This is a genomic window from Pseudodesulfovibrio nedwellii, from assembly GCF_027923765.1.
Taxonomy (GTDB): domain Bacteria; phylum Desulfobacterota; class Desulfovibrionia; order Desulfovibrionales; family Desulfovibrionaceae; genus Pseudodesulfovibrio; species Pseudodesulfovibrio nedwellii.
This window is the reverse complement of the sequence record NZ_AP026709.1, coordinates 2,640,395-2,664,287: the sequence shown is the minus strand read 5'-3', so window position 1 is coordinate 2,664,287 and position 23,893 is coordinate 2,640,395. Positions and strand designations below refer to the sequence as shown.

At 46.6% G+C, this 23,893-nt stretch carries 24 protein-coding genes; 3 read left to right on the top strand and 21 right to left on the bottom strand.

The window, feature by feature from the left end; translation table 11 throughout:
* Positions 1–4 precede the first annotated feature (4 nt).
* On the bottom strand, positions 5–292 hold the full coding sequence (locus tag SYK_RS12485; protein WP_281760600.1) for a hypothetical protein: 288 nt from the start codon (positions 290–292) through the stop codon (positions 5–7).
* Between SYK_RS12485 and SYK_RS12480 the strand changes: the two genes are divergently transcribed.
* From SYK_RS12480 to SYK_RS12470, 3 genes are all read left to right on the top strand, one after another.
* Positions 281–643, top strand: coding sequence for a hypothetical protein (locus SYK_RS12480; RefSeq protein WP_281760599.1), 363 nt, complete (start codon positions 281–283; stop codon positions 641–643). The genes SYK_RS12485 and SYK_RS12480 overlap by 12 nt on opposite strands.
* A 111-nt stretch (positions 644–754) precedes the next feature.
* Positions 755–1,903: an NAD(P)/FAD-dependent oxidoreductase gene (locus SYK_RS12475; RefSeq protein WP_281760598.1), complete on the top strand. Its 1,149-nt coding sequence runs from the start codon at positions 755–757 to the stop codon at positions 1,901–1,903.
* 95 nt (positions 1,904–1,998) lie between these two features.
* Positions 1,999–3,396: a sigma-54-dependent transcriptional regulator gene (locus SYK_RS12470; protein ID WP_281760597.1), complete on the top strand. Its 1,398-nt coding sequence runs from the start codon at positions 1,999–2,001 to the stop codon at positions 3,394–3,396.
* A gap of 66 nt (positions 3,397–3,462) precedes the next feature.
* Here the strand turns inward: SYK_RS12470 and SYK_RS12465 are convergent, their stop codons facing one another.
* From SYK_RS12465 to SYK_RS12370, 20 genes are all read right to left on the bottom strand, one after another.
* On the bottom strand, positions 3,463–4,617 hold the full coding sequence (locus SYK_RS12465) for an acylneuraminate cytidylyltransferase family protein (protein ID WP_281760596.1): 1,155 nt from the start codon (positions 4,615–4,617) through the stop codon (positions 3,463–3,465).
* Positions 4,618–4,671: 54 nt separating this feature from the next.
* Positions 4,672–5,514, bottom strand: coding sequence for an FkbM family methyltransferase (locus tag SYK_RS12460; protein ID WP_281760595.1), 843 nt, complete (start codon positions 5,512–5,514; stop codon positions 4,672–4,674).
* 3 nt (positions 5,515–5,517) lie between these two features.
* Complete coding sequence (locus tag SYK_RS12455) at positions 5,518–6,822, bottom strand: glycosyltransferase (RefSeq protein WP_281760594.1); 1,305 nt, start codon at positions 6,820–6,822, stop codon at positions 5,518–5,520.
* Between the two features lie 15 nt (positions 6,823–6,837).
* Positions 6,838–7,449, bottom strand: a complete 612-nt coding sequence (locus tag SYK_RS12450; protein ID WP_281760593.1) for a TylF/MycF/NovP-related O-methyltransferase — start codon at positions 7,447–7,449, stop codon at positions 6,838–6,840.
* 3 nt (positions 7,450–7,452) lie between these two features.
* Positions 7,453–8,916: a hypothetical protein gene (locus SYK_RS12445; protein ID WP_281760592.1), complete on the bottom strand. Its 1,464-nt coding sequence runs from the start codon at positions 8,914–8,916 to the stop codon at positions 7,453–7,455.
* A 349-nt stretch (positions 8,917–9,265) separates the two neighbouring features.
* Positions 9,266–10,258: a radical SAM/SPASM domain-containing protein gene (locus SYK_RS12440; RefSeq protein WP_281760591.1), complete on the bottom strand. Its 993-nt coding sequence runs from the start codon at positions 10,256–10,258 to the stop codon at positions 9,266–9,268.
* A gap of 24 nt (positions 10,259–10,282) precedes the next feature.
* Complete coding sequence (gene hisH, locus SYK_RS12435; RefSeq protein WP_281760590.1) at positions 10,283–10,921, bottom strand: imidazole glycerol phosphate synthase subunit HisH; 639 nt, start codon at positions 10,919–10,921, stop codon at positions 10,283–10,285.
* A complete protein-coding gene (gene hisF, locus SYK_RS12430; protein ID WP_281760589.1) occupies positions 10,918–11,679 on the bottom strand; it encodes an imidazole glycerol phosphate synthase subunit HisF in 762 nt (253 codons plus the stop codon). Before hisF ends, hisH begins: the two co-directional genes overlap by 4 nt.
* 7 nt (positions 11,680–11,686) lie before the next feature.
* The gene (locus tag SYK_RS12425; protein WP_281760588.1) at positions 11,687–12,376 is read right to left on the bottom strand and encodes an acylneuraminate cytidylyltransferase family protein; all 690 of its coding nucleotides are present in this window, start codon (positions 12,374–12,376) and stop codon (positions 11,687–11,689) included.
* On the bottom strand, positions 12,373–13,149 hold the full coding sequence (locus SYK_RS12420) for a class I SAM-dependent methyltransferase (protein WP_281760587.1): 777 nt from the start codon (positions 13,147–13,149) through the stop codon (positions 12,373–12,375). The genes SYK_RS12425 and SYK_RS12420 overlap by 4 nt, the downstream gene beginning before the upstream one ends.
* Complete coding sequence (locus tag SYK_RS12415) at positions 13,110–14,324, bottom strand: N-acetyl sugar amidotransferase (RefSeq protein ID WP_281760586.1); 1,215 nt, start codon at positions 14,322–14,324, stop codon at positions 13,110–13,112. Before SYK_RS12415 ends, SYK_RS12420 begins: the two co-directional genes overlap by 40 nt.
* A gap of 23 nt (positions 14,325–14,347) precedes the next feature.
* Complete coding sequence (locus SYK_RS12410) at positions 14,348–15,430, bottom strand: radical SAM/SPASM domain-containing protein (RefSeq protein ID WP_281760585.1); 1,083 nt, start codon at positions 15,428–15,430, stop codon at positions 14,348–14,350.
* 29 nt (positions 15,431–15,459) lie between these two features.
* Positions 15,460–16,260, bottom strand: a complete 801-nt coding sequence (locus SYK_RS12405; RefSeq protein WP_281760584.1) for an SDR family oxidoreductase — start codon at positions 16,258–16,260, stop codon at positions 15,460–15,462.
* Positions 16,257–17,435, bottom strand: coding sequence for a hypothetical protein (locus SYK_RS12400; RefSeq protein WP_281760583.1), 1,179 nt, complete (start codon positions 17,433–17,435; stop codon positions 16,257–16,259). The genes SYK_RS12405 and SYK_RS12400 overlap by 4 nt, the downstream gene beginning before the upstream one ends.
* Positions 17,436–17,444: 9 nt before the next feature.
* On the bottom strand, positions 17,445–18,500 hold the full coding sequence (locus SYK_RS12395) for a phosphotransferase (RefSeq protein ID WP_281760582.1): 1,056 nt from the start codon (positions 18,498–18,500) through the stop codon (positions 17,445–17,447).
* Positions 18,484–19,551, bottom strand: a complete 1,068-nt coding sequence (locus tag SYK_RS12390) for an N-acetylneuraminate synthase family protein (RefSeq protein WP_281760581.1) — start codon at positions 19,549–19,551, stop codon at positions 18,484–18,486. The genes SYK_RS12395 and SYK_RS12390 overlap by 17 nt, the downstream gene beginning before the upstream one ends.
* The gene (neuC, locus tag SYK_RS12385; RefSeq protein WP_281760580.1) at positions 19,548–20,696 is read right to left on the bottom strand and encodes a UDP-N-acetylglucosamine 2-epimerase; all 1,149 of its coding nucleotides are present in this window, start codon (positions 20,694–20,696) and stop codon (positions 19,548–19,550) included. The genes SYK_RS12390 and neuC overlap by 4 nt, the downstream gene beginning before the upstream one ends.
* A complete protein-coding gene (locus tag SYK_RS12380; protein ID WP_281760579.1) occupies positions 20,693–21,730 on the bottom strand; it encodes an N-acetylneuraminate synthase family protein in 1,038 nt (345 codons plus the stop codon). The genes neuC and SYK_RS12380 overlap by 4 nt, the downstream gene beginning before the upstream one ends.
* Positions 21,731–21,835: 105 nt before the next feature.
* Positions 21,836–22,597: a radical SAM protein gene (locus SYK_RS12375; protein WP_281763273.1), complete on the bottom strand. Its 762-nt coding sequence runs from the start codon at positions 22,595–22,597 to the stop codon at positions 21,836–21,838.
* 214 nt (positions 22,598–22,811) lie between these two features.
* Complete coding sequence (locus tag SYK_RS12370) at positions 22,812–23,891, bottom strand: CgeB family protein (RefSeq protein WP_281760578.1); 1,080 nt, start codon at positions 23,889–23,891, stop codon at positions 22,812–22,814.
* Positions 23,892–23,893 lie beyond the last annotated feature (2 nt).

Genomic DNA, 23,893 nt, shown 5'->3' with positions numbered 1-23,893 from the left:
AGTGTCACGTCGGGAAATGAAAGGTTGATTTCAACTGTGCAATTAGGCTTTCCCCTTCTTTTTTGTCAAGCAGGGCAGCGCAAATCAAGACTGAAGCTTGAACTTTGCCATCCTCTGATTTCATAGTATAGGAATGACTCCACAACCCATTGAGAATAGGATCAGCGTGAAGAAAAAAAACCAAAACATAGAAATTGTCAGAAATATCGTGCTCATACTCATTGCCGTCGGGTCTATGCTCATCTTCTTCAATTTGGATATTATCCATAAAGGCAAATCCATGTTTACTCATTCTGGCAGCAAAAGACTCGAATTCAACGGCAGCATTGGCAAAGACGATTTAACGGACAAAGAAATCTCCCGCCTGGTCAACTATATCAACAAACACACAAAAATCTTAAAAAAAATATTACTTAAAGCTTCCCCGCAGGACTCCTACAGAAAAATAACACCAAAGACACAGATCCTTTTTGAAGTTCAAATAACCATGCACGACGGATTCACCTTCACCACACCGGTTCGCCGCGTACAGCGGAAAGAATTGACAAATGGCGTTCTTGTCAAGCTAGACAAAGATATACGCGCCTATCTAGACCTTAAAAAACAGGGGAAAGAGGTCAAATCACTCATTAACACCATGTAGGAATTGAGGGCCTTCGTCACCTTTGGAGAACACTGTTCATCATGAAAAGCGACTTGAATTTGAGCCAAACTGATGAGACAGTGTAAAGACACCCCAACACGGTAGTTTCTCATGACAAAAAAATACGATGCCATAATTTGCGGCGGCTCTCTTGCGGGTAGTGCCGCCGGTTTTTCACTCGCCCGACAGGGATTCCGCGTGGCCATCCTCGACCGCGCCGAATTTCCACGCAAAAAATTGTGTGGCGGTTTACTCACATGGAAATCCGTCAAACTCCTCAAGCATCTATTTGGGGAAACCCCGGACTCCCTTGCCGACATTGATGCCATCAACCATACCTCAGACCGATACGCCATCCATTCTTTTTCCGGCTTGCTGACCAAGGGGCTCATGCCCTACTCGTTTCACTTCGTGGACCGAAAGATTTTCGACCAACACCTGCTCTATAAAGCCCAAAATGCCGGAGCTGACATTTTTCAAAACATGCAGATCACATCTTCCGACCCAATGCATGGAGTCGTTACCTGCACATCCGGTGACACCTTCTCTGGACGTTTCATCATCGGAGCAGATGGCGCCAACTCGGTGGTTCGTCGTTCTTTTCCTCATATTGATCGTGAACGAATGCGAAAATTCATGGCGCCCACCATTGAAATCCACCTCGACAAAAACCAGTTCCCACGACCAATTGATGACCCGGAACTGTACATCGGATTCATGGAAGCCGGGTATGGTTGGGTCTTTCCCAATCGCGACAAAATTATTGTGGGCATTTGCGGCCTCAAACATAAGAACGCCAACTTTTCCAGTCTGTTTAAAAATTTTCTAAATTTTCTTGATATAAAAAGCCAGAATAGTTCAGACTTTCAAGGACACCCTTTGCCATATGGAAACTACCTTGAAACGCCAACTCACGGAGTGACGCTTCTGGCTGGGGATGCCGGAGGTTTGGTTGAACCGTTATTCGGCGAAGGCATTTTCTTTGCGCTCTGTTCCGGCATGTACGCAGGCGAATCCGTCGCCCACGGTCTTGCCACGAATACAGATCCTATACCGCTCTATACACAACGGCTTCATCAACAAATCATACCGGAACTCAAAGGAGCTGACCGGTTACGTTGGCTCTTATTTCGATCCGTCAAACTCTTCGGGCCTCGCACTCTGCGCTGGTTCGTCAATGCCGCAAACTCCCCACTGGCAGAAATGGTTCACGGAATGCGGTCATACTCCCTATTGCGTAAAAAACACTGGGATTTCTAAAAAACACACACCGACTTGAATCATAGGCCACTGTCATCTATAAGATGACGAGGTTCGTACTCTATTTTGTCACGACACTACGCAAGGAAATACCAATGGGTGAAAAAATACTGATTATCGATGACGAAGAGGGTATCCGCCTCTCCCTACGCGGAATTCTTGAGGATGAAGGACTTAAAGTTTCCGAAGCCGAAACCGGCGAACAAGGTCTTGAAATTCTTGGTACAGACATCCCGGATCTCATTTTTCTTGATATTTGGTTGCCCGGTATGGACGGACTCGAAGTTCTCGATACCATTTCCAGAGATTATGAAGGCTTGCCTGTTATAATGATTTCTGGACATGGCACTATTGAAACCGCAGTCCAAGCCTTGAAAAAAGGCGCCTTCGATTTCATCGAAAAACCTCTTTCCCTCGAAAAAGTCGTTGTTTCTTCTCGCAACGGCCTAGAATTTTCACGCCTGCGTCAGGAAAACATCGCACTCAAGACCCGCATATCCTCTGAGCAACCCGTCAGCCTCACCGGAAAATCAGAAGCCATTGACACGCTCAACCAGGTCATTGGAAGGGTCGCTCCCACCGACTCATGGGTGCTTATCACAGGAGAAAATGGAACAGGCAAAGAGATTGTGGCACGCTCTATCCACAATCAGTCCGGCCGAGCTGACCGACCGCTGGTCGCAGTCAACTGCGCCGCAATCCCTGAAGAACTCATTGAATCCGAATTATTCGGACACGAAAAAGGAGCATTCACTGGTGCGGACAAAGCTCAGGAAGGCAAATTCGAACTCGCTAATGGTTCCATTCTTTTTCTCGATGAAATCGGCGATATGAGTCTTAAAACACAGGCCAAAATCTTACGCATTCTTCAGGAACAACAATTCGAACACGTCGGTGGACGAAAGACAATAACCGTTGATGTACGAGTGATTGCAGCCACAAACAAAGACCTTGCCAAGGAGATTAAAGCGGGAAATTTCCGTGAAGATCTCTACTATCGACTCAAAGTCTTCCCGTTAGAGTTGCCGCCCTTACGGGACCGGGTCGAGGATATTCCGTTACTCATCAACGATTTCATCGACATTCTCGTCAAACAGCATGGCTTCAAGCCCATAACCTTCGCCCCTGCCGCCATCGACACCTTGAAACGTTATCGTTGGCCAGGTAATGTTCGCGAACTCAAAAACTTTGTGGAACGCATGTTCATCATGCATGCAGGAGACACTGTCACAACAGACCGGTTGCCACCCGAGTACACCAAGGACAACCCAATAGCCACTGAGACCAAACCGAGTGAAGCCGCACCAATAGATGACATGATTGCAGGTGGTTCCACGGACCTCAAGCAGGCACGGGCAGACTTCGAAGCACGCTTCCTTGAAACAAAACTCAAGGAGTTTGATGGCAACATCTCACAACTCGCCAAAGCCATAGGCATTGAACGAAGTTCTCTTTACCGCAAGCTCAAGGCTTATCAAATTCAAACGGATTAAAAAGACTGCCTCATGTATTGTCTAGGATTCGCCTCGAACTCTCGGTTGCGATAATCAAAAACTCCGCTATTTTTCAGGTGTCACAAGTTCGACGGGTGACACATAAAAGGGTTGTTTTCTCATATCTTCCATATGGATTACCCTATCCCAGGGCACACACTCGTCTGTCGGCCAAGGACCATCGTTACCAGGATGATAACGAGGGGGTTCCATAGTATCAATATTAAACACGCCATTCTTCGGAAGAACCCGATAATATGAACTTTGCACATAATGTTGTGGTTGGTCACTATTATTTGCGGTTTTACGAATCACAGTGGTCGCGCTATAATTTTTAGAGGCTTCATCCGAACAAAAGTACGCCAGCGAATCGGCATCACTGATCGTATACATGAATGAAGGTTTCTCCGAAGTTTTTAAGCAAAGAACAGGTGAAGACGGCGAAGGCAACCGGTCACCAAGATAGTTACTGAAGGCTGTGACATCAACTCCTTCCGGAAGCAAAATGTCTCCTATAGAAGTCCTGTGCATAATACTTTTGCGCACTTTAAAACGCGCCCCGGAAGCCACCGCCTGCGCAACGCGAAAATCGTCTTCCGTGTCAATATCTATATTCTCTTCTCTGCTGACCGGAATCTTCAAGACACGCTCAAATGTCGTATAGCCCATGCGTCGCCATATGGAATTGGCTAAATCCCTATGATCAAAGGTGTAGCATGCCGACATATAGGGCAGACACACGACCGGAGGCCTGAAAAACGGCTTCACACCTTCTTTCACGGGGTAATACAAATCCCGCGAAGCACGCGAGGTCTCCGTCACCGCCAAAGCACGCACCAAATGACCGGAATGCAATTGACGACAGGCGTTTTGAATTTTCTCTGACCGACGGAAAGGATATGTCGGCAAAAACACTCCATAAAATTCCACATCAGGAACAGACTCCAGATAATGCGCGACAACATTTTTCATCGGAGCGGTGTTCGTCGCCAACTCTTCAGGTCGATTTTGTATCCGGACTCGATGAGGACCGTAGTATTCCCGCACAAGACTGGCTATAATTTCACTTTCTGTGGAAACGCAGACATCATCAAAACAATCCGCCTCAAGAATTGCATCCAACGTCCAAAACAGCAGGGGCTTGCCCATTAACTTTCGAATGTTCTTTTTGGGCACCCGGCAAGACCCAATGCGAGCGGGAACAAGGGCTCCTATTTTCATGTACTACCTTTCCCCATTTGGATGGCTGTTATCCGACAACAATAATTTAAACACTTACAATTCCCATGTCTTTTTTTCAGAAAGACTCTTAAATTCGTTATCGTCGATCAGCCCTTTGCCATGGAAAAAAGCCGCCAATTCATACCCATAATCAAGAAAGTCCCCAATCGCGCATATCAGTAACGCTTTCAAAGCTTTGGCCCGCGTTAACGGCTGGAAGACGACGGAGGGAGCTACAAGATCATGTAACCACACTCCTTGACACCACATGAGTTGCTGTTTGGGGCTTACTTTTCCCAAAGGGTTGTTTCGAGCGGAACGAAATAATTCCAAGTCAAACAGGCGCAAGCCTCGGTTTCGCAAAAAAACATCCACATCAGTAAACGTATCTTCCCCAACATAATTCTCCGTAAAACCGGGTTCAGCCTCAATGTACAAGGCCTGATCGACCAAACGTTGCCCATTTTCCAATATCCGCTTGTCCAACCCCTGCGAATCCACTTTGATAACATCAACATTTATAGGTTTGATGGCGTCAACATCGTCGAGTCGGTGCGTCTGAACTTGTTCGGTACCTTCCACTTGGAACAAATTATTGTAAGCGAATCGATCAAGCCAAGGCATGTTGGGTTCCAAAAGTGAGTAACAATAAATTGAATGCGTCTTATAAAGGGAATGCTCTTTTCCGTCATGCACCGCAAAGGGCACAAACAGCCTCGAATTAAACGATGACGGTTCCGCGTTTAGCCGACGACATTCTTCCTCATTGGGATCAAATCCCACATAATTGATAAGCCCTGACACCGGCTCCCATTTTTTGTCCAAATCACCACTACAGCCAATATCGACAAAATTAATTCCGCCATCAAGATCAGCTACGGTCAAATTACTTAGCATTATTCACGCATCCCTCTTAAGGGTTTTCCCACTGGAACGAGCCAGTATGGATTCATATAAAACCATCATTTCTCGCGCCCGACTCAAATGGTTAAAACGGGCCTCGGCGTTTGCCCTACACGTTTCAGCCACCTCAACCCTGTCAGGCCTCTCCATCGCCCAATGAATACCTTGATGGAGATCATGAAAATCCTTGGGACGGGCAAGGTACCCTGTCTCCCTATGCTCTATCTGCTCCGGCACTCCACCCACACCAAAAGCAATTACCGGCAACCCGCAGGCCTGTGCTTCCGTGACGACATTCGGTAAGTTATCCTCCACGGAAGAGAGAATCAATGCGTCCGCCATAGAATATATATCTACCAACCGCGCGGCATCATTCGCGTACCCCAAATACGTTACAGGGAGGGTAATATCACACAGTGTGATACCGGGGTCCTTACCGAAAACGGCAAGCTTCACCCTTTCTCCACCCTCTTGGTTCACAAGCTCACGCAAGGCATTGAGCAAATATTCAAAACCCTTGCGCCCCCCTCCTGAATCCGTACCAAAAAGAAGCACAAAATCATCATTGGAAAAGACGCCTTCTCTTGCCCTGGCATCCTCGCTACGGTGAAAAACATCCAAATCCACACCGTTATGAATGACTTCCTGTCTTCGGCTTCCAAGCAAAGAACTTCTTGCTACCCGGTCGCACATCCAACGGCTTGGAGAAACACAAGTAATATCCAAAGATTCATAGCTGTTCATTTTTTGAACGTGGATCGAACGACTATGATCATCCTCACCAACGCCGCCTAATTGGGGACAATCACCACAACCCTGCATGTATTTGTCGCATCCGAATGAAAAATGACAGCCACCGGTAAACGGATTCATATCGTGAAGGGTCCAAACAATGGGATACTGTTCAAGCCAAGCTTGCGGAGCTTGAAATGGGACCACACCGGACACCCAATGAAAATGCAAAATATCCGTAGCTTCTGGGATAGACTGCCTGAGCAACGGGGCTACACCCAGAGGTGAAGAAAACATCTCCATTCCACGGACTCGATTGGGATAACCGTCCACAAGCCCCTGCCAAGCGGCCACAGCCTGTTGGAACTCCTGATTGCGCCGGATGTCCCCATCCGTCTCTACGCCACCATCGACTGGCATGATAAGTTGAACATGTTGTTCTTCATGCGCCGCAGCCATGGACAAAAAGGAACTATCCACACCAAGAGAACGCAAACCACCGTGCAGACGGTACGCTGCGGACCCCGCTCCACCGTGATCCTCGTGGCTAATGTGGACGACTTTCACCATGACCTCTCGCTCACTCTACTTCGTCCACCAAACTTCACCCAAGGGATCAGTTTCAATTAAAATATTGTCAATTTTGTGGAGTGCCCGATATTCATCGACCGCCTTCTTGCAACCTGTCCAGGTAAGATAATCATCCACGATAATAACGCCGCCCGGCACTATCTTGGGATACAAATATTCCAAACAGGTAAGCGTAGATTCATACCAATCACCATCCAAGCGAAGGACTGCGATAGAAGGCATGTCTTTACTTGCCTCAGGAATGGTCTCATTGAACCACCCTTTTTTCAAAACAGTGTTCTCCAAAGAGACACCCCACGTCGTAAAAGTCTCATGCACTTCCGCTTCAGTCGCTCTGCACATGCCGACAAATTCCTGACCATCCTCGCTGTCTTCCGGGGTCTGAGGGGGCAAACCCTCAAAAGAATCGAATCCATAAACAGCACGGTTAAGCCCATCCGTGTTGGCGATGGATGCCATAACGGCGAGGCACCCCCCGCGCCACACACCACATTCTACAAAACAGCCATCCGGCACGGTCACACACCGCTGGGCAAGATTGCTGATTCGTACCGCCGGGGCCATAGTACGTATTCCCCCGTGGATATTGATATCTTCTTTTGACATACCTTATTCTCCGGTAACCTTGAAAGGAACAAATTTAACTATTTTCTGACTCAGAATCGTTTCAATTGCTTTAATGGCAATATGCGAAGAAGTTTCAATACAATCCATCCCGGAGCACTCTTTAACTGTCTCCATTCTGGCCACATTTTTCTGTATCTGCTCGCCGGTCATAGCGTGTAAAAAAGTTCCATCATCAACATATTCTTTATACAAAATGGCCCCACTTTCGCCCGAAAGAACAGTGGGAACATCAAAATGCAATGCTTCAAAACAACACGTAGAAAAACTGGTCACATGACAACAACTTTTTTTCAACAACAGATATAATGGCAGGGAGGACGCAGCTTCGATTTCGTAACAACCCGATACTGAGGAAAGCTGCTTTTTGACTTCGTCAATTTTCTCTATTTGCTTTGGGTGCATACGAATCAGCCAAATCCAATCTGGTGGCGAAATCTGTATTGCCCGCCCGATCTCCTCAATCATGTCCTCCCACAGCAGTTGAAGAGTCACCAAAATAGCAGTCCTCCCCTGAACCAACTCTTCAACTTGTCGGGTTTCAGCCTTCTGGTCCAAGGCGTCTCCATTGGCACACATCCCCAACCAAGGATACCCTCCGACCACAAATTGCGGGAGCCCTTCCTTTCCTTTTGGAAGATGTCGTTTCATGTCCGCTTCGGTAGGCTCACCCCAACACCAGAAGTGTGAAGCACAAAATTCCCAACCATACTTCGGAAAAACTGTCCAATGCGTATATGCGCCATGAAACCTGCCCTGTCTGCCATGCTGCAAATCCACACAAACGATCCCTCTCTCACGACAAGCAAGAGCCAACCCGTTCATGGGGACATGGTAGTAACAAACCAACATCACAGCCTTGGGTTGCAACTTATCCAGAAAGATACCGTACATGTCGGCATAAGCTCGAGCAACGAGAGCATCCTTGATGATGATATCCTGATCGAGTTGAAGGGAGCATATTCGAGAAAGAATCCGATTCAGTCTTTTAAAACCGGTTATATTTTCTTCAGGGAACGGCCCGGAGACCTTCATCTCCCCCATAATGGACAATGACGGGATATCGCTGTCGGTATCGTCCTGTTCCTCATCCATCTCCAGTTTTATGCCTGACAGTTCCTCTGGAAGGATTTCCATGAGAGGATCAACAAATCGATTATACCGCTTACCACGAAGCAATTCATTGTTGTCCTGTGGCCGCGAAATAAAGACCACGTCCTTCGGGCCCGCCTGCTGTAACAAATGCAGCGTCTCTTCAGACAAATCAAAACGAACTTCACGCCTAGACTCTTTTGGCAACGAAAGACTGTGTAAATATGGATTGAGAAAGTTGGCCCAAAGGCGCTGACGAATCAAAGGCCATACACGCATCCCCCGAAAAAGGAGGTTTGTCACATCCATTTCCCGTTCAATTTCAGCTAGGATATCGACAGCTTCATTGTCAGTCATACGTTTTCAATCTTCTCCAAAACAGGACAGCGTATTTATGGCAGCTTCGCCATGACATCATTCCGGCCTGAGGCACATGGCAAGAATGTTCCAATTATTTTCTTAATGAATTCCATTGCAAAAAACCGTCCACACACATGCCCGTTTCAACCATATATCCATACATTATTCGGAGACTTCAAGGGCTTTGAACTCAGAAAATTCTCTCTCAAGGAACTGGACTCAATTTGCGTACATTTGATCAATCTTCGACATGTAACTCCCCGTTATCCTTTGGACTACGGCCCAAAACCGACTCTTGGGCCATAGACAAAAATCACGACAAGACAAAGAATTGAAATGATTTATCTTAGGTATGGATGCTGCAATTCTTGCAGATGGGATACTTGCTGTAGTCATGCTTTTTCAAAGCACTTCGCATTTTCTCCATCTTAGAACCCTTCCAAATATCCTTAATATTATCGGTCTTAATGTTACCAAGAATCATCTTTCCCGAGTAAACCAAGGCCTCGCAACAAGGAAGGATGTTGCCGTTCACATCCACTGCAAGCCGTTGCCAAGGCTGTGAGCATATTTCACGATTTTCACATGGAGCCTTTTTCTCGGCATACTCGGCCAACTCCTGGAATGTAATAATATCTGCGATTGATTCCCATTGTTTATAGAATTTATCGAGGCTTTCCTGTGTTGTTGTAGGCCTGACAATCATTGTCATCCTTATGATTGGCAAACGGCTTCCAAGGCGGGTACGAATTTTGTGAAAGGTGCGAACATTCTCGACCACAGTGTCATAATTTGCGCCCACTCGATCGCGCTCATATTCTTCCTTGCTTGAGCCATCCACCGAAAAAATCAACTGATCCAAACCAGCCAAAATAAGCCCTTCCGAAAGTTCCGGGGTCAGCAACATCGCATTCGTATGAAACATCGTGTCCAGGTAACCACCAGCATCCTTCACATGGCGAACCATTTCAACAATCTGAGGATGCATAAGAGGCTCACCTATGGCATTCAGACAAATCCCGGCAACCTTCCCGCCAGAAGTCTGCTCGACAATGGAATCAAAGACATCCATGGACATATGTTTGATGTCCCGAAAGGTACCCTTTTCAATTTCAAGTGTTCGCACGCAAAATGTACACTTCAGATTGCACAAAGTCGTAACTTCAACGCCAAGATGCAGAGGGTATTCCTCGACAATCTGACGGGCTGGATTATCAACCCATTTATCGCGGTATTCCCAATATGCTTCAGGAAAAAGGTCTCCGTGATCTTCTCGGGTAATACTCTTGGCTTGCCGATATTTATGATAACCTTTATCCGCCTTAAAAAAAGTAGACATACACATCTCCTTTGATTGTAATTGCTATGCAAGAAATTGTCGCAAAAGGACGAGTCCGGCTTCACCACTCTTCTCTGGATGAAACTGGGTGCCATACAAATTCCCAGAACCCACAGCTGCACAAAATATCCGCCCGTTATACTCACAGTCGGCCAACCTGTATTCAGAATCGGTTGGATTACCAGCATATGAATGAACAAAATACATCGGGGTCCCTTCAGGCGTTCGCTCGAACAAAGTATCCTTCCAAGTAGGAGTTTCTTGCGGTTTCAACAAACCGGCCCAAGCTATGTGCGGAACTTTATGGAGCTTCCCCGCCCCGTCATGAGAGGGAATCTTTTCAACAGTGCCAGGAATAAGCCCCAATCCAGCTGTCAATCCGAACTCATCGCTTGAATCAAACATCATCTGCATTCCCAGACATATCCCCAAAAAAGGACGCTCCAACTCTGCGTAAGCCTTAATAGCCTGCGTCAAGCCCATTTCGTCGAGCTTGTTCATCGCGTTTGCAAAGGCGCCGACTCCAGGAAAAACAACGCGGTCAGCGGCAACAATCTCCTCCGGCGACGAAGCGAGAGAAACATTGGCTCCACAATGAGACAGGGCCATAGCAACACTTCTCAGATTGCCCACGCCATAGTCAATTATCGTAACTCTGCTCATATCTTTCTCGTTTCCAACCCACGCTGAACGCACTCATAACGAAGATCTTCCAATGCCATTCGATTATAATGAAGGATGTCAGCCATGGACACGGCATTGGCCCCTCCATCTTCCACAACGTGCATTAAATGATCCACACTCCCCATCCCGCCACTGGCAATGACCGGAATACTCACGGCACTGGATATTGATTGGACAAGATTAATGTCAAAACCTTTGCGTGTTCCCTCTTTATCTACAGAAGTGACGAGGATTTCTCCCGCGCCAAGAGATTCGGCATGTTGTACCCAGTCGACCACATCCAGCCCGGTACTTTCTCTGCCGCAATCTGTGAAAGCTTCCCAATTCCCAGAAGGCTGTCTGATCGCCTCCACCGAAAGGACAACGCATTGCGACCCAAATTGTTGTGCAATATCTCGTATTATTTCAGGATTTTGAACAGCCCCCGTGTTGATAGCCACCTTGTCTGCTCCGGCATTCAATAAATTTTGAACATCAGTCAATGTACGCACTCCGCCGCCAGCAGTAATGGGTATAAACACATCACGCGTGGTATGATGCACGATATCTAAGAGGTTCTCACGACCGTACAAGCTGGCAACGGCGTCAATATACAGGAGTTCATCTGCTCCGGCCCGATAGTATGCCTGTGCATATTTGTTGGGCTCACCAATGACACGAAGTCCTTCAAGATGGATACCCTTGATAAGATTTTGCCCTTTGATATCGAGCCGAGGAATAAGTCGAACTGATGCCATTTCAAAACTACCTTTGTTGCAGAACAAGTTCCACAAGCGCCAAGTCTAAAGCCGTATCAACATCAATGCTTACTTCAGCCGACATTGGGAATGCCATAGCCGGATCAACGATAAAGTTTTTTTCCTTCAGGAAGGTCTCTGTGGGAAGAATATATATGGCACCACTAATCCGATAGGCTTCGGGTAAATCCTGCCGTCGCATCTCCATGCTCTTGGCGTCAAACAGAGGTCTCAGGTGACCATTGTCCTTGGTGACACTTTTGTATGGGTGATGCTCACATTCCGTCACGCTGACCAAACTTTTTGCGTCAGAGTCAGAATAAGCAAGAACGCTTTCATGAAGATGAGCACTATTGCGCAGGGGGGACGTCGGTTGCAAGAGAACAATATGATCCGGCACCGTTCCCTGCTCCCGCAACACACCGAGGACGTGATCGACGGCATCATGTGTCTGCGCCTCATCTGTAGCCAAAAAATACGGACGATCAATAACTTCGGCCCCATATGATAAGGCAATACTCTTGATCTCCGGGTCTTCAGTACTGACGATTGTTCGCTGTATCAAAGGACAGCCGAGACTGGCCTCAATGGTATATGCCAGTAAGGGTTTCCCCCCGAGTTGAAGCACATTTTTGCGAGGTAGACTTTTTGATCCCCCCCGTGCGGGAATTATGCTGAAGAAACTCGCCGAACTCATGCTTTTATACTCAGAATCTGCATATCCAGATAACCAACGCCGTTTACAAAAATACGCCGACCTTCGCCATTCTTTTCAGTCCAGGAGCGAATAGGGTCTTCCTGTGGTTCAAGATCAAATGGAAGTTCAAATCGCGTAAAATCAAAAGAAGTCACCTTTTCATGCGCATCAAGGAAAGTAGATACGGATTTAATGGAAAAAAGGTTATATCCCGAATTCCAATTGTCAGTGTCACCACTATATTGCCAGCGCACAGTCAAATCCACGGGATGCTCATTGAAGAAATTAAATACTATAAGCTGGCCGCCGGGCTTAAGCACTCTAATCGCTTCACTTAATGAAGGCTTAAAATCATCAAAAATGGTCATTGTTCCCAGATACGTGGCGACATCAAAGGTGTCTTCCTCAAAGGCCTTCAGGTCGCAGGCATCGGAATAATTGAAACAAGCCTTGGGGAGCGACTCCCTGGCTATTTTAAGCAAATCCTCATCAACATCCACACCATCAAATTGAAAATTACTGAATGTATCATTCAGATACTCAATGAATGCTCCAGCGGCACATCCAATATCCAAAAGGCGAAACGGACCTTCAACTGTTTTTTCTTGTAAATGCTCACCAATCATCTTCCCGATAACCTTAAAGATTTCTTTGGGCTCTGATTTTGTGTCATACACCTTTGTTCTAATATATTTCATGAAGGGTTTCTCGCTGGTTAAAAATTGACAGGGGCTTATATGCTCAAATTTTGCACCTGGTGACGCAATTTCCAATCACCGTCGACTTTCTCCCACAGATGCGGAGAGCGGGCAGCATCAATCACTTCCCAAAAACGATCTTCAGTAATACCCATATATTCGGTGATTTCCCGGAAATCTTTAGAAGGAAATTCAGTATCATAACGATGAACCAGAGAAACACCTTCCTCTCGAGTAATCTTACCGTTACGTATTTCCTGAGCCGCATCGTAAGTCGCACGGCCAATGCCAAACTTGGCCAATGTCGTGAAGTAATGCAACGGATCTATGCGATCATCGATAGATGAATACTTGGAGTAAGACCCTTCGGTACGCATCGTGTTAGCTTCGAAGTCACAATGTTCCGAGGCGTAGTAGTAATTTTCCTGCGGATCCCATTTAATATAGTAACTCAGGTAGTGCATCTCGGCATTGATCTTCTTAAGACGATCCGGCTGAACCGGAAGGTACGGGTTCAGATCATTTATGGAAATTCCATACCGGTCCACAAGTTCACGGGCTAAAACACCACCAAGAACAAGACTGTCCAAATCGGGTTCTTCCATAAAAAACTGAGGGTCCATGGTTGGCTTGTCATTCGCCTCAATGTCGTTACCGTATTCGGCCTGATTTTCTCCATAAAAAATAAGGGGAATACCGTAGAGGGCTGCGATTCGCGGCCCAATAAGCCTTTGCCCGATAATGAAGGGCTGAAAAGGATGGCAAAGATTTTCAAAAGCAAGCCGAGTGAGCAAACGGTGTACTTTGGCGTCCGGTGTGAAGAGCATGTTATCAAAGCCGCACCGCATCCAATTCTGCATGTTACGCCAGCCCACCTCAGTATAAATATGAGGAGCCCAAGTGACAGTAAGCGGATTCATTCCATACTGCTCCCTCAAAACATGGGCAGTAAAAACCGAATCCTTACCTCCGCTGCCGGGAACTACGCAATCATAACTTCCATCCTTGCTGCGATGCCAGTCACACAATTCAAGGAGTTCCTTTTTTCGCAAATCCCAGTCAATTTTATTTTCCTTTATCTCTGCAAAACGACAGGCACTGCACACACCCTCGTCATCAAATTTAATAGTCGGTTTGGGTTCCTTCCCTGTATTCTTAAATTCCACCACCGACCCAGGACGCTGGTTTGAAATAACACAACGAGTGCAAAATCGTACTTCTTCGGGAAGTCCATACAATGCTTTCTTCACTACACACCTCATAGAAGCAATTTTTACAACAACCCCAGACGGTCATGGACTTTTGGTAGATCGCAACGTCCATGACACTTATATTTCTCAATTCCTTCGCCGGTAATATGGGCATGGCGGAAAGCCCGATACCGCTCGCTATTCCAAATTTCTTCAAGAGACTGCTCGTTGGCATTGCCCATGACCATCTCCGCATTGAAATCCTGCGTACAAGGAAGGACTTCTCCGCCAGCCATTACTGACATAGAAGTCCATGCAAACTCACAATATTGTGTAAGATAGTGAGACTTGTTCTTTGCATCCTCCTCCGCATAAAACCATCGATTGTCTTGTGATTTGACATAGGCAAGCACCGGATAATCAGCCCAGAATCGAATAAAGCGAAGATGCTCCTCTACGGCCTCATCGGAGTCGGACATGGCAACAAGCGTGACAACCAAACGAGTATCAACTTCAGGATGATCCTTCTTGAAATCAATGACCTGCCCGATACGCTGCATGGCTTTCTCCAGGTCATAGTTCTCTCCACGAACCCGCCGTTGCTCCTCAGGGTCCAAGGATTCCATCGCAAACTTGACCGTACCCAACCCGGCTTTGAACAGCTGTTCAAAACGATCCATTCTAATATTAGCGGGCACACAGGAAAAATATGTAGGGATTTTTCGATCCGTACAGGCCTGTACTCGACTCACTATCTTGGGATCCAGAGGAGGCTCTCCATAGCCATGTAAGACAACACTTTGCGCGATTGTATAAAAATAAAAAGCGTTCTCTGATGCTTCGTCTGCGGTAATTCCATATTCCTTGGCTATCAGATCACGAAAAAGCTCCAATTCGCCAGAATCATGTGGAGTCATCTGCTTCACCAAAGACTCAAAAAGGTCCTGCTTCATGTGCTGAACCGGCCGCGTCATAAGTTTTGGGCGGGGACACATAAGGCATGACATGTTGCACGCATTTGTGGTTTCAATATTAAATATATACGGGGCCCGGTTGCGCTGCGCCTCAAAATGTTCTTCAATTTCACTTGGGGTTAATGCACTCGCCCCACTGATTATATCCTGCTTTACGGGCAGCGTTTTACGGAAAAAATTAACATCAAACATTGCTATTCCTCATATCTGACCAATAAATTTTACCAAATCGTCCAACCGCCATCTATAACCAGATCAGCTCCGGTCATGTAAGAGGCTGCATCTGAAAGCAAAAACACCAATGGCCCATGACAATCTTCAGGGCTGGCCATTCGTCCCATAGGCGTTCTGGCTTCATATCGTCTCACAAACCCTTTATCTTGACCGTCAAAAACTCCGCCAAGGACCAAGGTGTTGACCCGCACTCCTTCCGCAGACCACCGTGTCGCAAGATACCGTGTCATGTTGGCTATGCCGGCTTTGGCTACTCCATAGCCTGGCGGTTTGATAAACGGAGAACCATCTTCATTCACAATATCAGCGTAAATTCCTTGATCCGGCGCAGTTACTCCATAGATTGAAGACATATTTATGATGCTGCCCTTTCCTTTTTCACGCATACCCCGCCCAGCTGCCACACAACAGTGGAAAGTCCCCGTCAGATCAACTTGTAAAGCCCGCTCCCAAGCTACAACGTCAAATCCATCGCGATTCGAAGATTTTCCCGCCTGGGCCGGAGCGCTGAATGAAGCCATGTTCACCAGACCATCAAGGCCTCCGAATTCCCGTTCGGCCGCATGCACTCCATTTTCAACACTGTCACGATTGGAAACATCCATCTCTATTGCCAACCCGTCCACTTCCCTGGCGACTTCACGGCACTTATCAAGATTCCGACCGCTTACAGCTACCGAAGCGCCCATCTGACTTAAAACGCTTGCAAAATGGCGTCCCAGCAAACCGTACCCACCTGTCAGCAGCACTGCTTTATCTTTCAATAAAAACTGATCAAATACACTCATTGGGACTCCTTTGATGCGCGATCAATGTGACTATAAACCTGGTCCAAAACTCTTTGAGTCGCTCCAGTCGGGTCCAAGGCACCGGCCGAATGGTGATATATTGTGGCGTATTTTTTCTCTGACACTCCATCGCTCAACAATGCTCTCAGCATACCTGTCTGTGTCACATTCCAGCCAACGCCTGCCCGCACCAAGGGAGTCTCCAAAAAACCGAACACATCCTGCATATGACTCTGCATCGCCTGACCAATGAGAATATGTGCAAGAAATCCGAGGGGGACAAAAGAACGTGCAATGAACTGAGCGTAATCCATGCTAACCATAGACGTACAGACAAAAACGATATCCAACGCTGCAAACAAATTGGATAAAGGCTCCCCTTCCCTGTAAAGGACCGCCCGAACCCCTGATTCCTTGGCCATTTCTACAAGCTGATGCCCGACTTCTGGAAATTTGGGATGGGCTTTGACCACAAGAATTATTCGCTCTTGTGGAAATTCCCGTATTGCTTCCACAAGATACTGAAAATTTTCATCGTGCCCTGGAACGTCGTGCGTCTGAGCCATGAACGCCACCAACATCTCGTTTGATGCGACTTCAAAAATCTTACGAGCTTCCGACCGGTCTATTTCAGGGGCAACCAACGATTCGGCCTCATGTCGAGGAGAACCGACGACAACACAATCCATCCCTATGCGTGAGGAGATATTCAAAGCGGCTTCTGAATCCAAAACCAGAGCTACATCCGCAAAAACGCCTCCCAAAGCATTTCCACCGCTCCAAAAGTCATAATAGGTGAGACAGGAAAAGTCTGGGCGGCAGGTCCGAACGACGTAACGGAAAATTTCATCCACCCCAAATCCCAAGGAGGAATTACCGGTAACCAAAACCCCGCGTGTTATATTTGCTAATACACCCTCTGCCACAGCCAGCCATTGCTGCAGTTCCGTATCTGCGGAATCTACCGGATAATCCACTTGCTCAAGAGTACCCTCACGCCATCCGTCAAAAAGCTGAAACGGGATTCCACTCTCATTCAACAAATCAGCAGAAATTCCCTGGGCGACCACCAGAACATTGACCGTTGCCTGTTCTATGGCTCGCCGAATGACGGGAATCATCTGCAAACATGTGCCAGGATCGCGGCTGGTGAAAACAATGGTGGGCATATCCATAATATTCTCTCAATAATTACGAACCGACGAAGCATATCGCATCGCCTGCTGTTCCAAATGAACAAATTTATCGAGTTCCGAGCTATCAAAAATCAAACGATTTTCAAAAACCCGGCAAAAAATACGAACCGTACTTCGATAGCACCACAACCGCCATAAGTCGGGCAACATTTCAAGACCCGGCAATAACTCACCGTATCCTTCAAAAATTTGGTCCATACGACCTGAAACCACAGCGGGTTCTGCTTCGTCATGCAGGCAGAAACGTTGAATAACAAATGCCAATTCCATAAGTCTGGACATCATGGCAAAGGGGGCGTCTTCGAAATCCAGCAACCACACCTTTTCTGAAGTCTTTTCAAAAAAAACATTACCCCGATTCAGATCACCATGAACAGGTTGTCTCTCCCCGGGGATATCGAATAAGGACAGCCACCCCGTTTGCACCCTGCCGAGGTAGTCCTTATTCCGATCCAACCAGTTGTTCAGATCGTCATTTCGGCTACAGGCTATCCCTTCGGCCAATGCAGCTCTCCCTTTATCCAGACGTTGCTCCCATATTTCGCTTGATGCAGCGACGTCATGGGATAAGGGCATTTGCTCCAAAACCTGATGAAGTCTTTTGAGCGCTTCACCCAACTTGATCAAGCATTGTGGCTCGTCTTGAAAATGATGACCATCAATATACGGCAGGCATTCAATCACTCTTCCATCACCAGCTAAAGGGTACATTTCCCCTTTATTGGTACATAAAGGGATAAGTACATCAGGACTTTTTTTATCCAGAAATCTGTAAATCCCCTCGCTCAACTTGAGCCGCTCAACATCGGGCACGGCCTTGATTTTCAGAATATAAGTCCCACCCTTTCCCGTAATCCGATACATGTTGTTGCCCAACTCATCCGGCCAGGCTGCACCCTCAATTTGTATGTCATCACCCAAAACCGAAAACTGTTTTGCAGCTTCAATGATGGTTTCACCGCGATACGAAGGCACATCAACAACAAATTGGATCGGCTGGATATCCAAGGAAGAGAACGCTGGAGCGTTAGTCAAAACTGACATCACCCCACCTCACAGGATGGTCTGCGAAAATATCATGAACGACTGTACGCCCTTCAATTTTTGACCAGTCTTCTACAGATATCCCTTTGCAGGGCCATGAAAAACGACAATTATCCGTGGTTAACTTGTCACCAGGAGTAATGTCTTTCTGAGCGATTACCCCCATCCACTGATCAAGCTCCCTATCCGGCATATATGCTCTTGGCTTGCCATCACCCAAAGCCGCGGAACAGGCACGAACTTTCGCTAAAATGCTTGGCAAATCATCGATATTAGCCGCAAATACGGTATCCAGATCCTTGTGTGAAGGATCGAAACTGATGGGTTTTTCCAAAAGATTCGCACCGGCTCCCAATGCCGCATACAATATCTCGTCTCCCACATAGTGACAGGAAAGCCCTACTGGCACACCAAACGTCTGCTTCAGATGTCTAATATAATTCAAATTATGCTGTTCAGCAGGAGCCGGACCACTCCCTGGATGATGATTTAAAACGACATTAGAGTTCCCTTGTTGTTCACACCAAAGCAAAGCCCTTGCAATGTCACTTGTGTACGCCTTGTTGGTATCAAGAATCAAAGGGATTGAAGTCTTGGCCGCTGCCACAATCAAAGGCTCGTGATTCAAATTTGAAGAAGGAATCTTGAGTGCCGCAGCCTGCATGTCAGCCAAAAATTCTACGGATGCCAAATCATAAACTGAAACTATAAATTCCAAATTCAATGAGCGACTGTATTCGAAAAGTGATTCATAAAAAGAAAGAGGATTAACCTTACGGGCAACGATATCGTACCATGTCTCCGAGGTCCGCTCGCCGTTGTCACCATATTCGTATTCAAATCGAGACCCGTCATTGAGTACTATATCTGTGGAACAAAGGATTTCAGCTTTGAGAAAATCTGCACCGGCTTCGGAGGCTGACCGAATCATGCGTTGACCCTGTTCCATATCCGTATCAAACGCCGAATTAATCTCGGCAAGAAACACTGCCGGACAGCCGTCGCCTACCGGCTGACCTTTGATATACACAGGCTTACTGTTGTTGTTCATTTTTGCACCTCTACAGTTACCTGTGCGAGAATGTTAGCGATCTCCTCCCCCGCGTTACCTGTGCCGTATATCTGTTCAACAGGATACTTGCCGTGGGCTATCTGAGTCTGAATGGCCTGGAGTATTTCTTCCGTATCATGCTCAACATTCGTAACATTTTGTCCATGTGTACGATTTTTCTGACGAGAACCTATGTTGACGGTTGGCAAACCAAAATAACAACTTTCCCTAATGCCTGCGCTGGAATTACCCACCATGCATGTCGCATAACGCATAAGATTGGAAAAAATATTCATCGGAATATGCTTGTAACAAAAGAGCCAGTCCTCAGTATCGTGACGGAGAGTAAAACGATGCAAAGCCTTGATCATATCATTGGAACCGGCATCAAGATTGGGATAAATAAGAAAGACCTGCATCCCTGTCCGACGTAACGCTTCCAGACTTTGCTCCATCTGTTCATAACTCTTTCCATATTCAGTGGTGACCGGATGCTGGATATAAAGCAAATAATCCTGCTCCGCGTCTGGAGAAAAAGCTGCCGTAATAGAAGGAATGGGAAAAGAATCAAACAATGCCTTCTTGCCAATTTCAGGAGTACGCAAGAGTATGTCGATGGAGGGGCAACCACTTAAGAAGACCCGCTCGGGATCTTCGCCCATCTGAATTATGAACTCCCTGCTCGATTCCGTGGCAGGAAAATGAATATGAGACAGCTTGGTGACTGCATGTCGAATGGACTCGTCAATGGTGCCGGTCTTCTCCCCTCCTTGTATATGAGCAATAGGAATATTCAGATATGACGCCGCGATAACCGCCGGAAGCATGTCATACCGATCACCTATCACCACTAAAACATCGGGGGTGATACGAGTCAGGCTCGTGGTTAACTCGATAATGGCCAAACCGGCAGACTTAGCCATCGACTCCAAAGACGTGCCTTCAACCACTGTTTGCAATCGATCAACGATAGGAAATCCATCATTTTCAATCTCGCTGATCGTCATTCCATAGCGTTCCAATAAATGGGAACCACCGGCAACGACCATCAAACTCAAGTCCTCATGCGCATGGACAGACTCCATTACGGAACGCAGTCGGGAATACTCAGAGCGATTCGCTGTGTAAAAACAGATTTTTCTCATAACTTAATGTGACTCCGCTTAAGTTGAGCACCTGACGGGATATCCTTTACTGCCGTACACCCTAGGACTGTCGTAAAATCCGCTGCCAATATTTCACCGGTTCCAGGACGTTTTACCCATATATTCTCCATGGTAAACGCTTCACCTTGAGCAACGGCTTGAGTCGTCACAACGCAGGAATACGCGAAAGCTATGCAAGGCTGCTCTCCTTCAAGCACGTTCTTTGTGCCCCCAAGAGCCTGGTGTATCGCTTTACTTCCCTTAATCAAATCGGCGAGTTCTCTTGGATTTATGGAAATAGGAATGTCGGACCCCGGCCAAGAGGCATCGGATGTAAAATGCTTTTCCAAAATACAGGCCCCAAGAGCGGTAGCTCCGAAACAAGTATAATTGCCCATGGAATGATCTGAAAGGCCTATAGGAACTTCGAAAAATTGTTCCATAAGTTCTTGCATGGCTCCCAAACGCACTTGTTCATATGGAGTGGGATACATGGAAGTACAATGCAACAGGGCGTATTCAACTCCATGCGTTTCCAGAATGCTTGCAGAACGCACCACCGAGTCCATACCGTTCATACCAGTGCTCAGGATAACAGGCTTACCAAAGGATGCGATATGCTCAATAAGCGGTATATTATTGCATTCACCGGAACCGATTTTGTATGCATGCACCCCCATTGCTTCAAGACGGTCCGCCGAAGCCCTGGAAAACGGAGTACTCAAGTATATCATACCCAATTCTTCAGTCTTTTTCTTGAGATTCATTTCTTGCTCAAGCGTAAACGCACAGCGGTTCATCATATCCCAAATGGACTCAGTGGCATTCCCAGGCACCACATCATTATAAATCATTTCGTCTTCAATAATGTGGCTTTGAAATTTAACGCATTCACACCCTGCGGTATGTGCATCTTCTATCATGGTCACAGCCCGCTCGAAAACGCCGTCGTGATTAATACCAATCTCAGCGATAACAAGTGGAGGGTACTCGCCCCCTATCATTCTTCCTGCAAAATTCAATGTCCGTGTCATCTCTCAATTCTCCCTAAATCCTGCTTTGCCCAAATCCGTGAATTCGACAGGCTGCAAGATATTCGTATCAAACTTGTAGTCACGGGTATGATAACACCTTGTCATTCAATCAAAATCAACGACTTTCACATTTCGATTGTGAGGGCCTTCAAAACGCTTCGACGGCGAAGGATAACCAGGTAAGGTGAAAAGCAATTTGTCCATTCCTGTAGCACGGGCAAGGACCTCAGCCCGAGCCATATCTTCATCGGTGTCATTCCACTCGAACAACAGGTACTTCCAATACATCTGGACCTTGGTTCCCAACTCCTTGCGCAGGCGGGACAAACTTTTGAGAATTTCCATCATCTTCTCGAAATCAAATTTTTCGGTCATGTAGGGCTCAACTGTTTCCTGACTGGACCCGTGGATGGAAAACATCAATCTATCGACGCCGGAAGCCATCACCCTGCGTTGCTTTTCTTCCGTATCCAACAACAAACCGTTTGTCGCTATTTCCACAAACAAACCAAGTTCTTTAATGAACTCAATAAATTCAATGGCACGAGGATGTACAAAAGTTTCGCCATAGTTATACAACCGAATGCTCCGTATGGTCTCGGAACCGTCCTTGATCCACTCCTTGAGCCGGTCAATATCCATCAGAGACTCTTTCCGAGTCCCTGGGATATCCGCCCTGTATTGCATACATCCCCGACATTTCAGATTGCATATTGATGACAATTCTATCACCGCCCGAGTCGGACCTTCAGAATTTTCTTCAATCCCTTTTTGCACTTCATCCTCATCCGGAAACAAAATATAACGATTGCCTCCTTCCGTCGGATTCTCTTTCAGGGAAGCAAAGCATCTCGCACACTTTGGCATGGAGTCGGGATTCTCCATAATCTGCTTAAACACATTATGATATTTCTCTTTCAATGCGCCGAAATCAGAATCATGAATAGAACTGTAGGCATTCTCCCCCAAGGGATCCATGCAACAAGTGCTTATCCTTCCGTCGGACAAGATGACTATCTCTTCTAAAAATTTACATATAAGCTTCACTTTTCCCTCCCGAGGAAAGGCCATATCAATCGATTTATGCAAGTTCATTTCGAATCAATTCATCCATTTCCTTCGCCCGTTGCGTAAAGGAATGTTCTGCTAAAGTTCGCTTTTGCCCTGCTTCGGCAATAGAATCCCGCTCTGAGGGATGGGCCATAAGGTAATCCATTTTTTCCACAGCTTCTTCTGCTGTACGAAAAGTCACCACCTCTACATCCTCTTCAAACAATTCAGAAAGATTAGGAGTCCAATCCGTAAGCAAACAGGCCCCAACGCCTGTCGCTTCAAAGAGCCGCATATTGCTGGCATATGTCAGTGAAATATCTATGTGCGTATTCAAGGTCACAAAACTTTTCGCCAAGGTGCGATACATATCGAGACCAAAAACAGCACCATGAATGATAGACGATGCAATGCCGCCCCCCTGCAGAACCTTCCCATTTGGTGACCATATTTCCAAAGCCGAATTATGGGAAAGGTGCTCCAGCAGCTCCAATCGTGATGTATGGTATTGATCTGCCGAAATAGCTGACCCAACAAAAGATACGTCAGGACCACGGTCAGAAACAGTTGCGAGACGATCATTCACGGTTGCAGAAAAACCATGACGAAAAAGCCGGGAATTCAAACCCTTGGCATGGAACACATCCAGCAACGAAGACACGTTGCTCAAAGTCAGGTCATACGCCTTGAAGACATCCAATGATGTATATGGTGCACCACACCAACCAATAATCAGTTTGATGGAAGGGCATGACTCTCGCACCCTGTCCAGAAAGGATTTGCCAAAAGTATGATGGTCATTAACCAACAGCACATCCGGGGCAAAATCTTTTATCTGGCTCAAACTGATCTCAAAAAGCCATTTTTCCGAATATTCGACATCGTGCTCCAAAGCCCACTGCTTCTGTTGCACAACAGCGTTGCCGACAGGTTCCCAAACTTCATATCCCAACGGGCTAAAACCATGTGTCCAAAAATCAGCCCAACCGTAACAATCCTTCATGAGTTTCCGGTATTGTTCGATGTAGGGACGCCCCTCCAATTCCGGTTGTTGATCGTGAAAACGATCAAGATAAAGCTGAGAATTGGTGCAAAGTCGAAACAAACGCATCA

Bases quoted from the DNA above. Each gene is read 5' to 3' on its own strand.
- SYK_RS12485 (WP_281760600.1), bottom strand. From the start codon at position 292: ATGAGTAAACATGGATTTGCCTTTATGGATAATATCCAAATTGAAGAA.
- SYK_RS12405 (WP_281760584.1), bottom strand. From the start codon at position 16,260: ATGAGTGTATTTGATCAGTTTTTATTGAAAGATAAAGCAGTGCTGCTG.
- SYK_RS12390 (WP_281760581.1), bottom strand. From the start codon at position 19,551: ATGAACAACAACAGTAAGCCTGTGTATATCAAAGGTCAGCCGGTAGGC.
- neuC (WP_281760580.1), bottom strand. From the start codon at position 20,696: ATGAGAAAAATCTGTTTTTACACAGCGAATCGCTCTGAGTATTCCCGA.
- SYK_RS12380 (WP_281760579.1), bottom strand. From the start codon at position 21,730: ATGACACGGACATTGAATTTTGCAGGAAGAATGATAGGGGGCGAGTAC.
- SYK_RS12410 (WP_281760585.1), bottom strand. From the start codon at position 15,430: ATGTTTGATGTTAATTTTTTCCGTAAAACGCTGCCCGTAAAGCAGGAT.
- hisH (WP_281760590.1), bottom strand. From the start codon at position 10,921: ATGAGCAGAGTTACGATAATTGACTATGGCGTGGGCAATCTGAGAAGT.
- SYK_RS12480 (WP_281760599.1), top strand. From the start codon at position 281: ATGTTTACTCATTCTGGCAGCAAAAGACTCGAATTCAACGGCAGCATT.
- SYK_RS12370 (WP_281760578.1), bottom strand. From the start codon at position 23,891: ATGCGTTTGTTTCGACTTTGCACCAATTCTCAGCTTTATCTTGATCGT.
- SYK_RS12460 (WP_281760595.1), bottom strand. From the start codon at position 5,514: ATGCTAAGTAATTTGACCGTAGCTGATCTTGATGGCGGAATTAATTTT.
- SYK_RS12470 (WP_281760597.1), top strand. From the start codon at position 1,999: ATGGGTGAAAAAATACTGATTATCGATGACGAAGAGGGTATCCGCCTC.
- SYK_RS12375 (WP_281763273.1), bottom strand. From the start codon at position 22,597: ATGCCAAAGTGTGCGAGATGCTTTGCTTCCCTGAAAGAGAATCCGACG.
- SYK_RS12475 (WP_281760598.1), top strand. From the start codon at position 755: ATGACAAAAAAATACGATGCCATAATTTGCGGCGGCTCTCTTGCGGGT.
- SYK_RS12395 (WP_281760582.1), bottom strand. From the start codon at position 18,500: ATGTCAGTTTTGACTAACGCTCCAGCGTTCTCTTCCTTGGATATCCAG.
- SYK_RS12400 (WP_281760583.1), bottom strand. From the start codon at position 17,435: ATGGATATGCCCACCATTGTTTTCACCAGCCGCGATCCTGGCACATGT.
- SYK_RS12450 (WP_281760593.1), bottom strand. From the start codon at position 7,449: ATGTCAAAAGAAGATATCAATATCCACGGGGGAATACGTACTATGGCC.
- SYK_RS12465 (WP_281760596.1), bottom strand. From the start codon at position 4,617: ATGAAAATAGGAGCCCTTGTTCCCGCTCGCATTGGGTCTTGCCGGGTG.
- hisF (WP_281760589.1), bottom strand. From the start codon at position 11,679: ATGGCATCAGTTCGACTTATTCCTCGGCTCGATATCAAAGGGCAAAAT.
- SYK_RS12440 (WP_281760591.1), bottom strand. From the start codon at position 10,258: ATGTCTACTTTTTTTAAGGCGGATAAAGGTTATCATAAATATCGGCAA.
- SYK_RS12445 (WP_281760592.1), bottom strand. From the start codon at position 8,916: ATGACTGACAATGAAGCTGTCGATATCCTAGCTGAAATTGAACGGGAA.
- SYK_RS12425 (WP_281760588.1), bottom strand. From the start codon at position 12,376: ATGAGTTCGGCGAGTTTCTTCAGCATAATTCCCGCACGGGGGGGATCA.
- SYK_RS12455 (WP_281760594.1), bottom strand. From the start codon at position 6,822: ATGGTGAAAGTCGTCCACATTAGCCACGAGGATCACGGTGGAGCGGGG.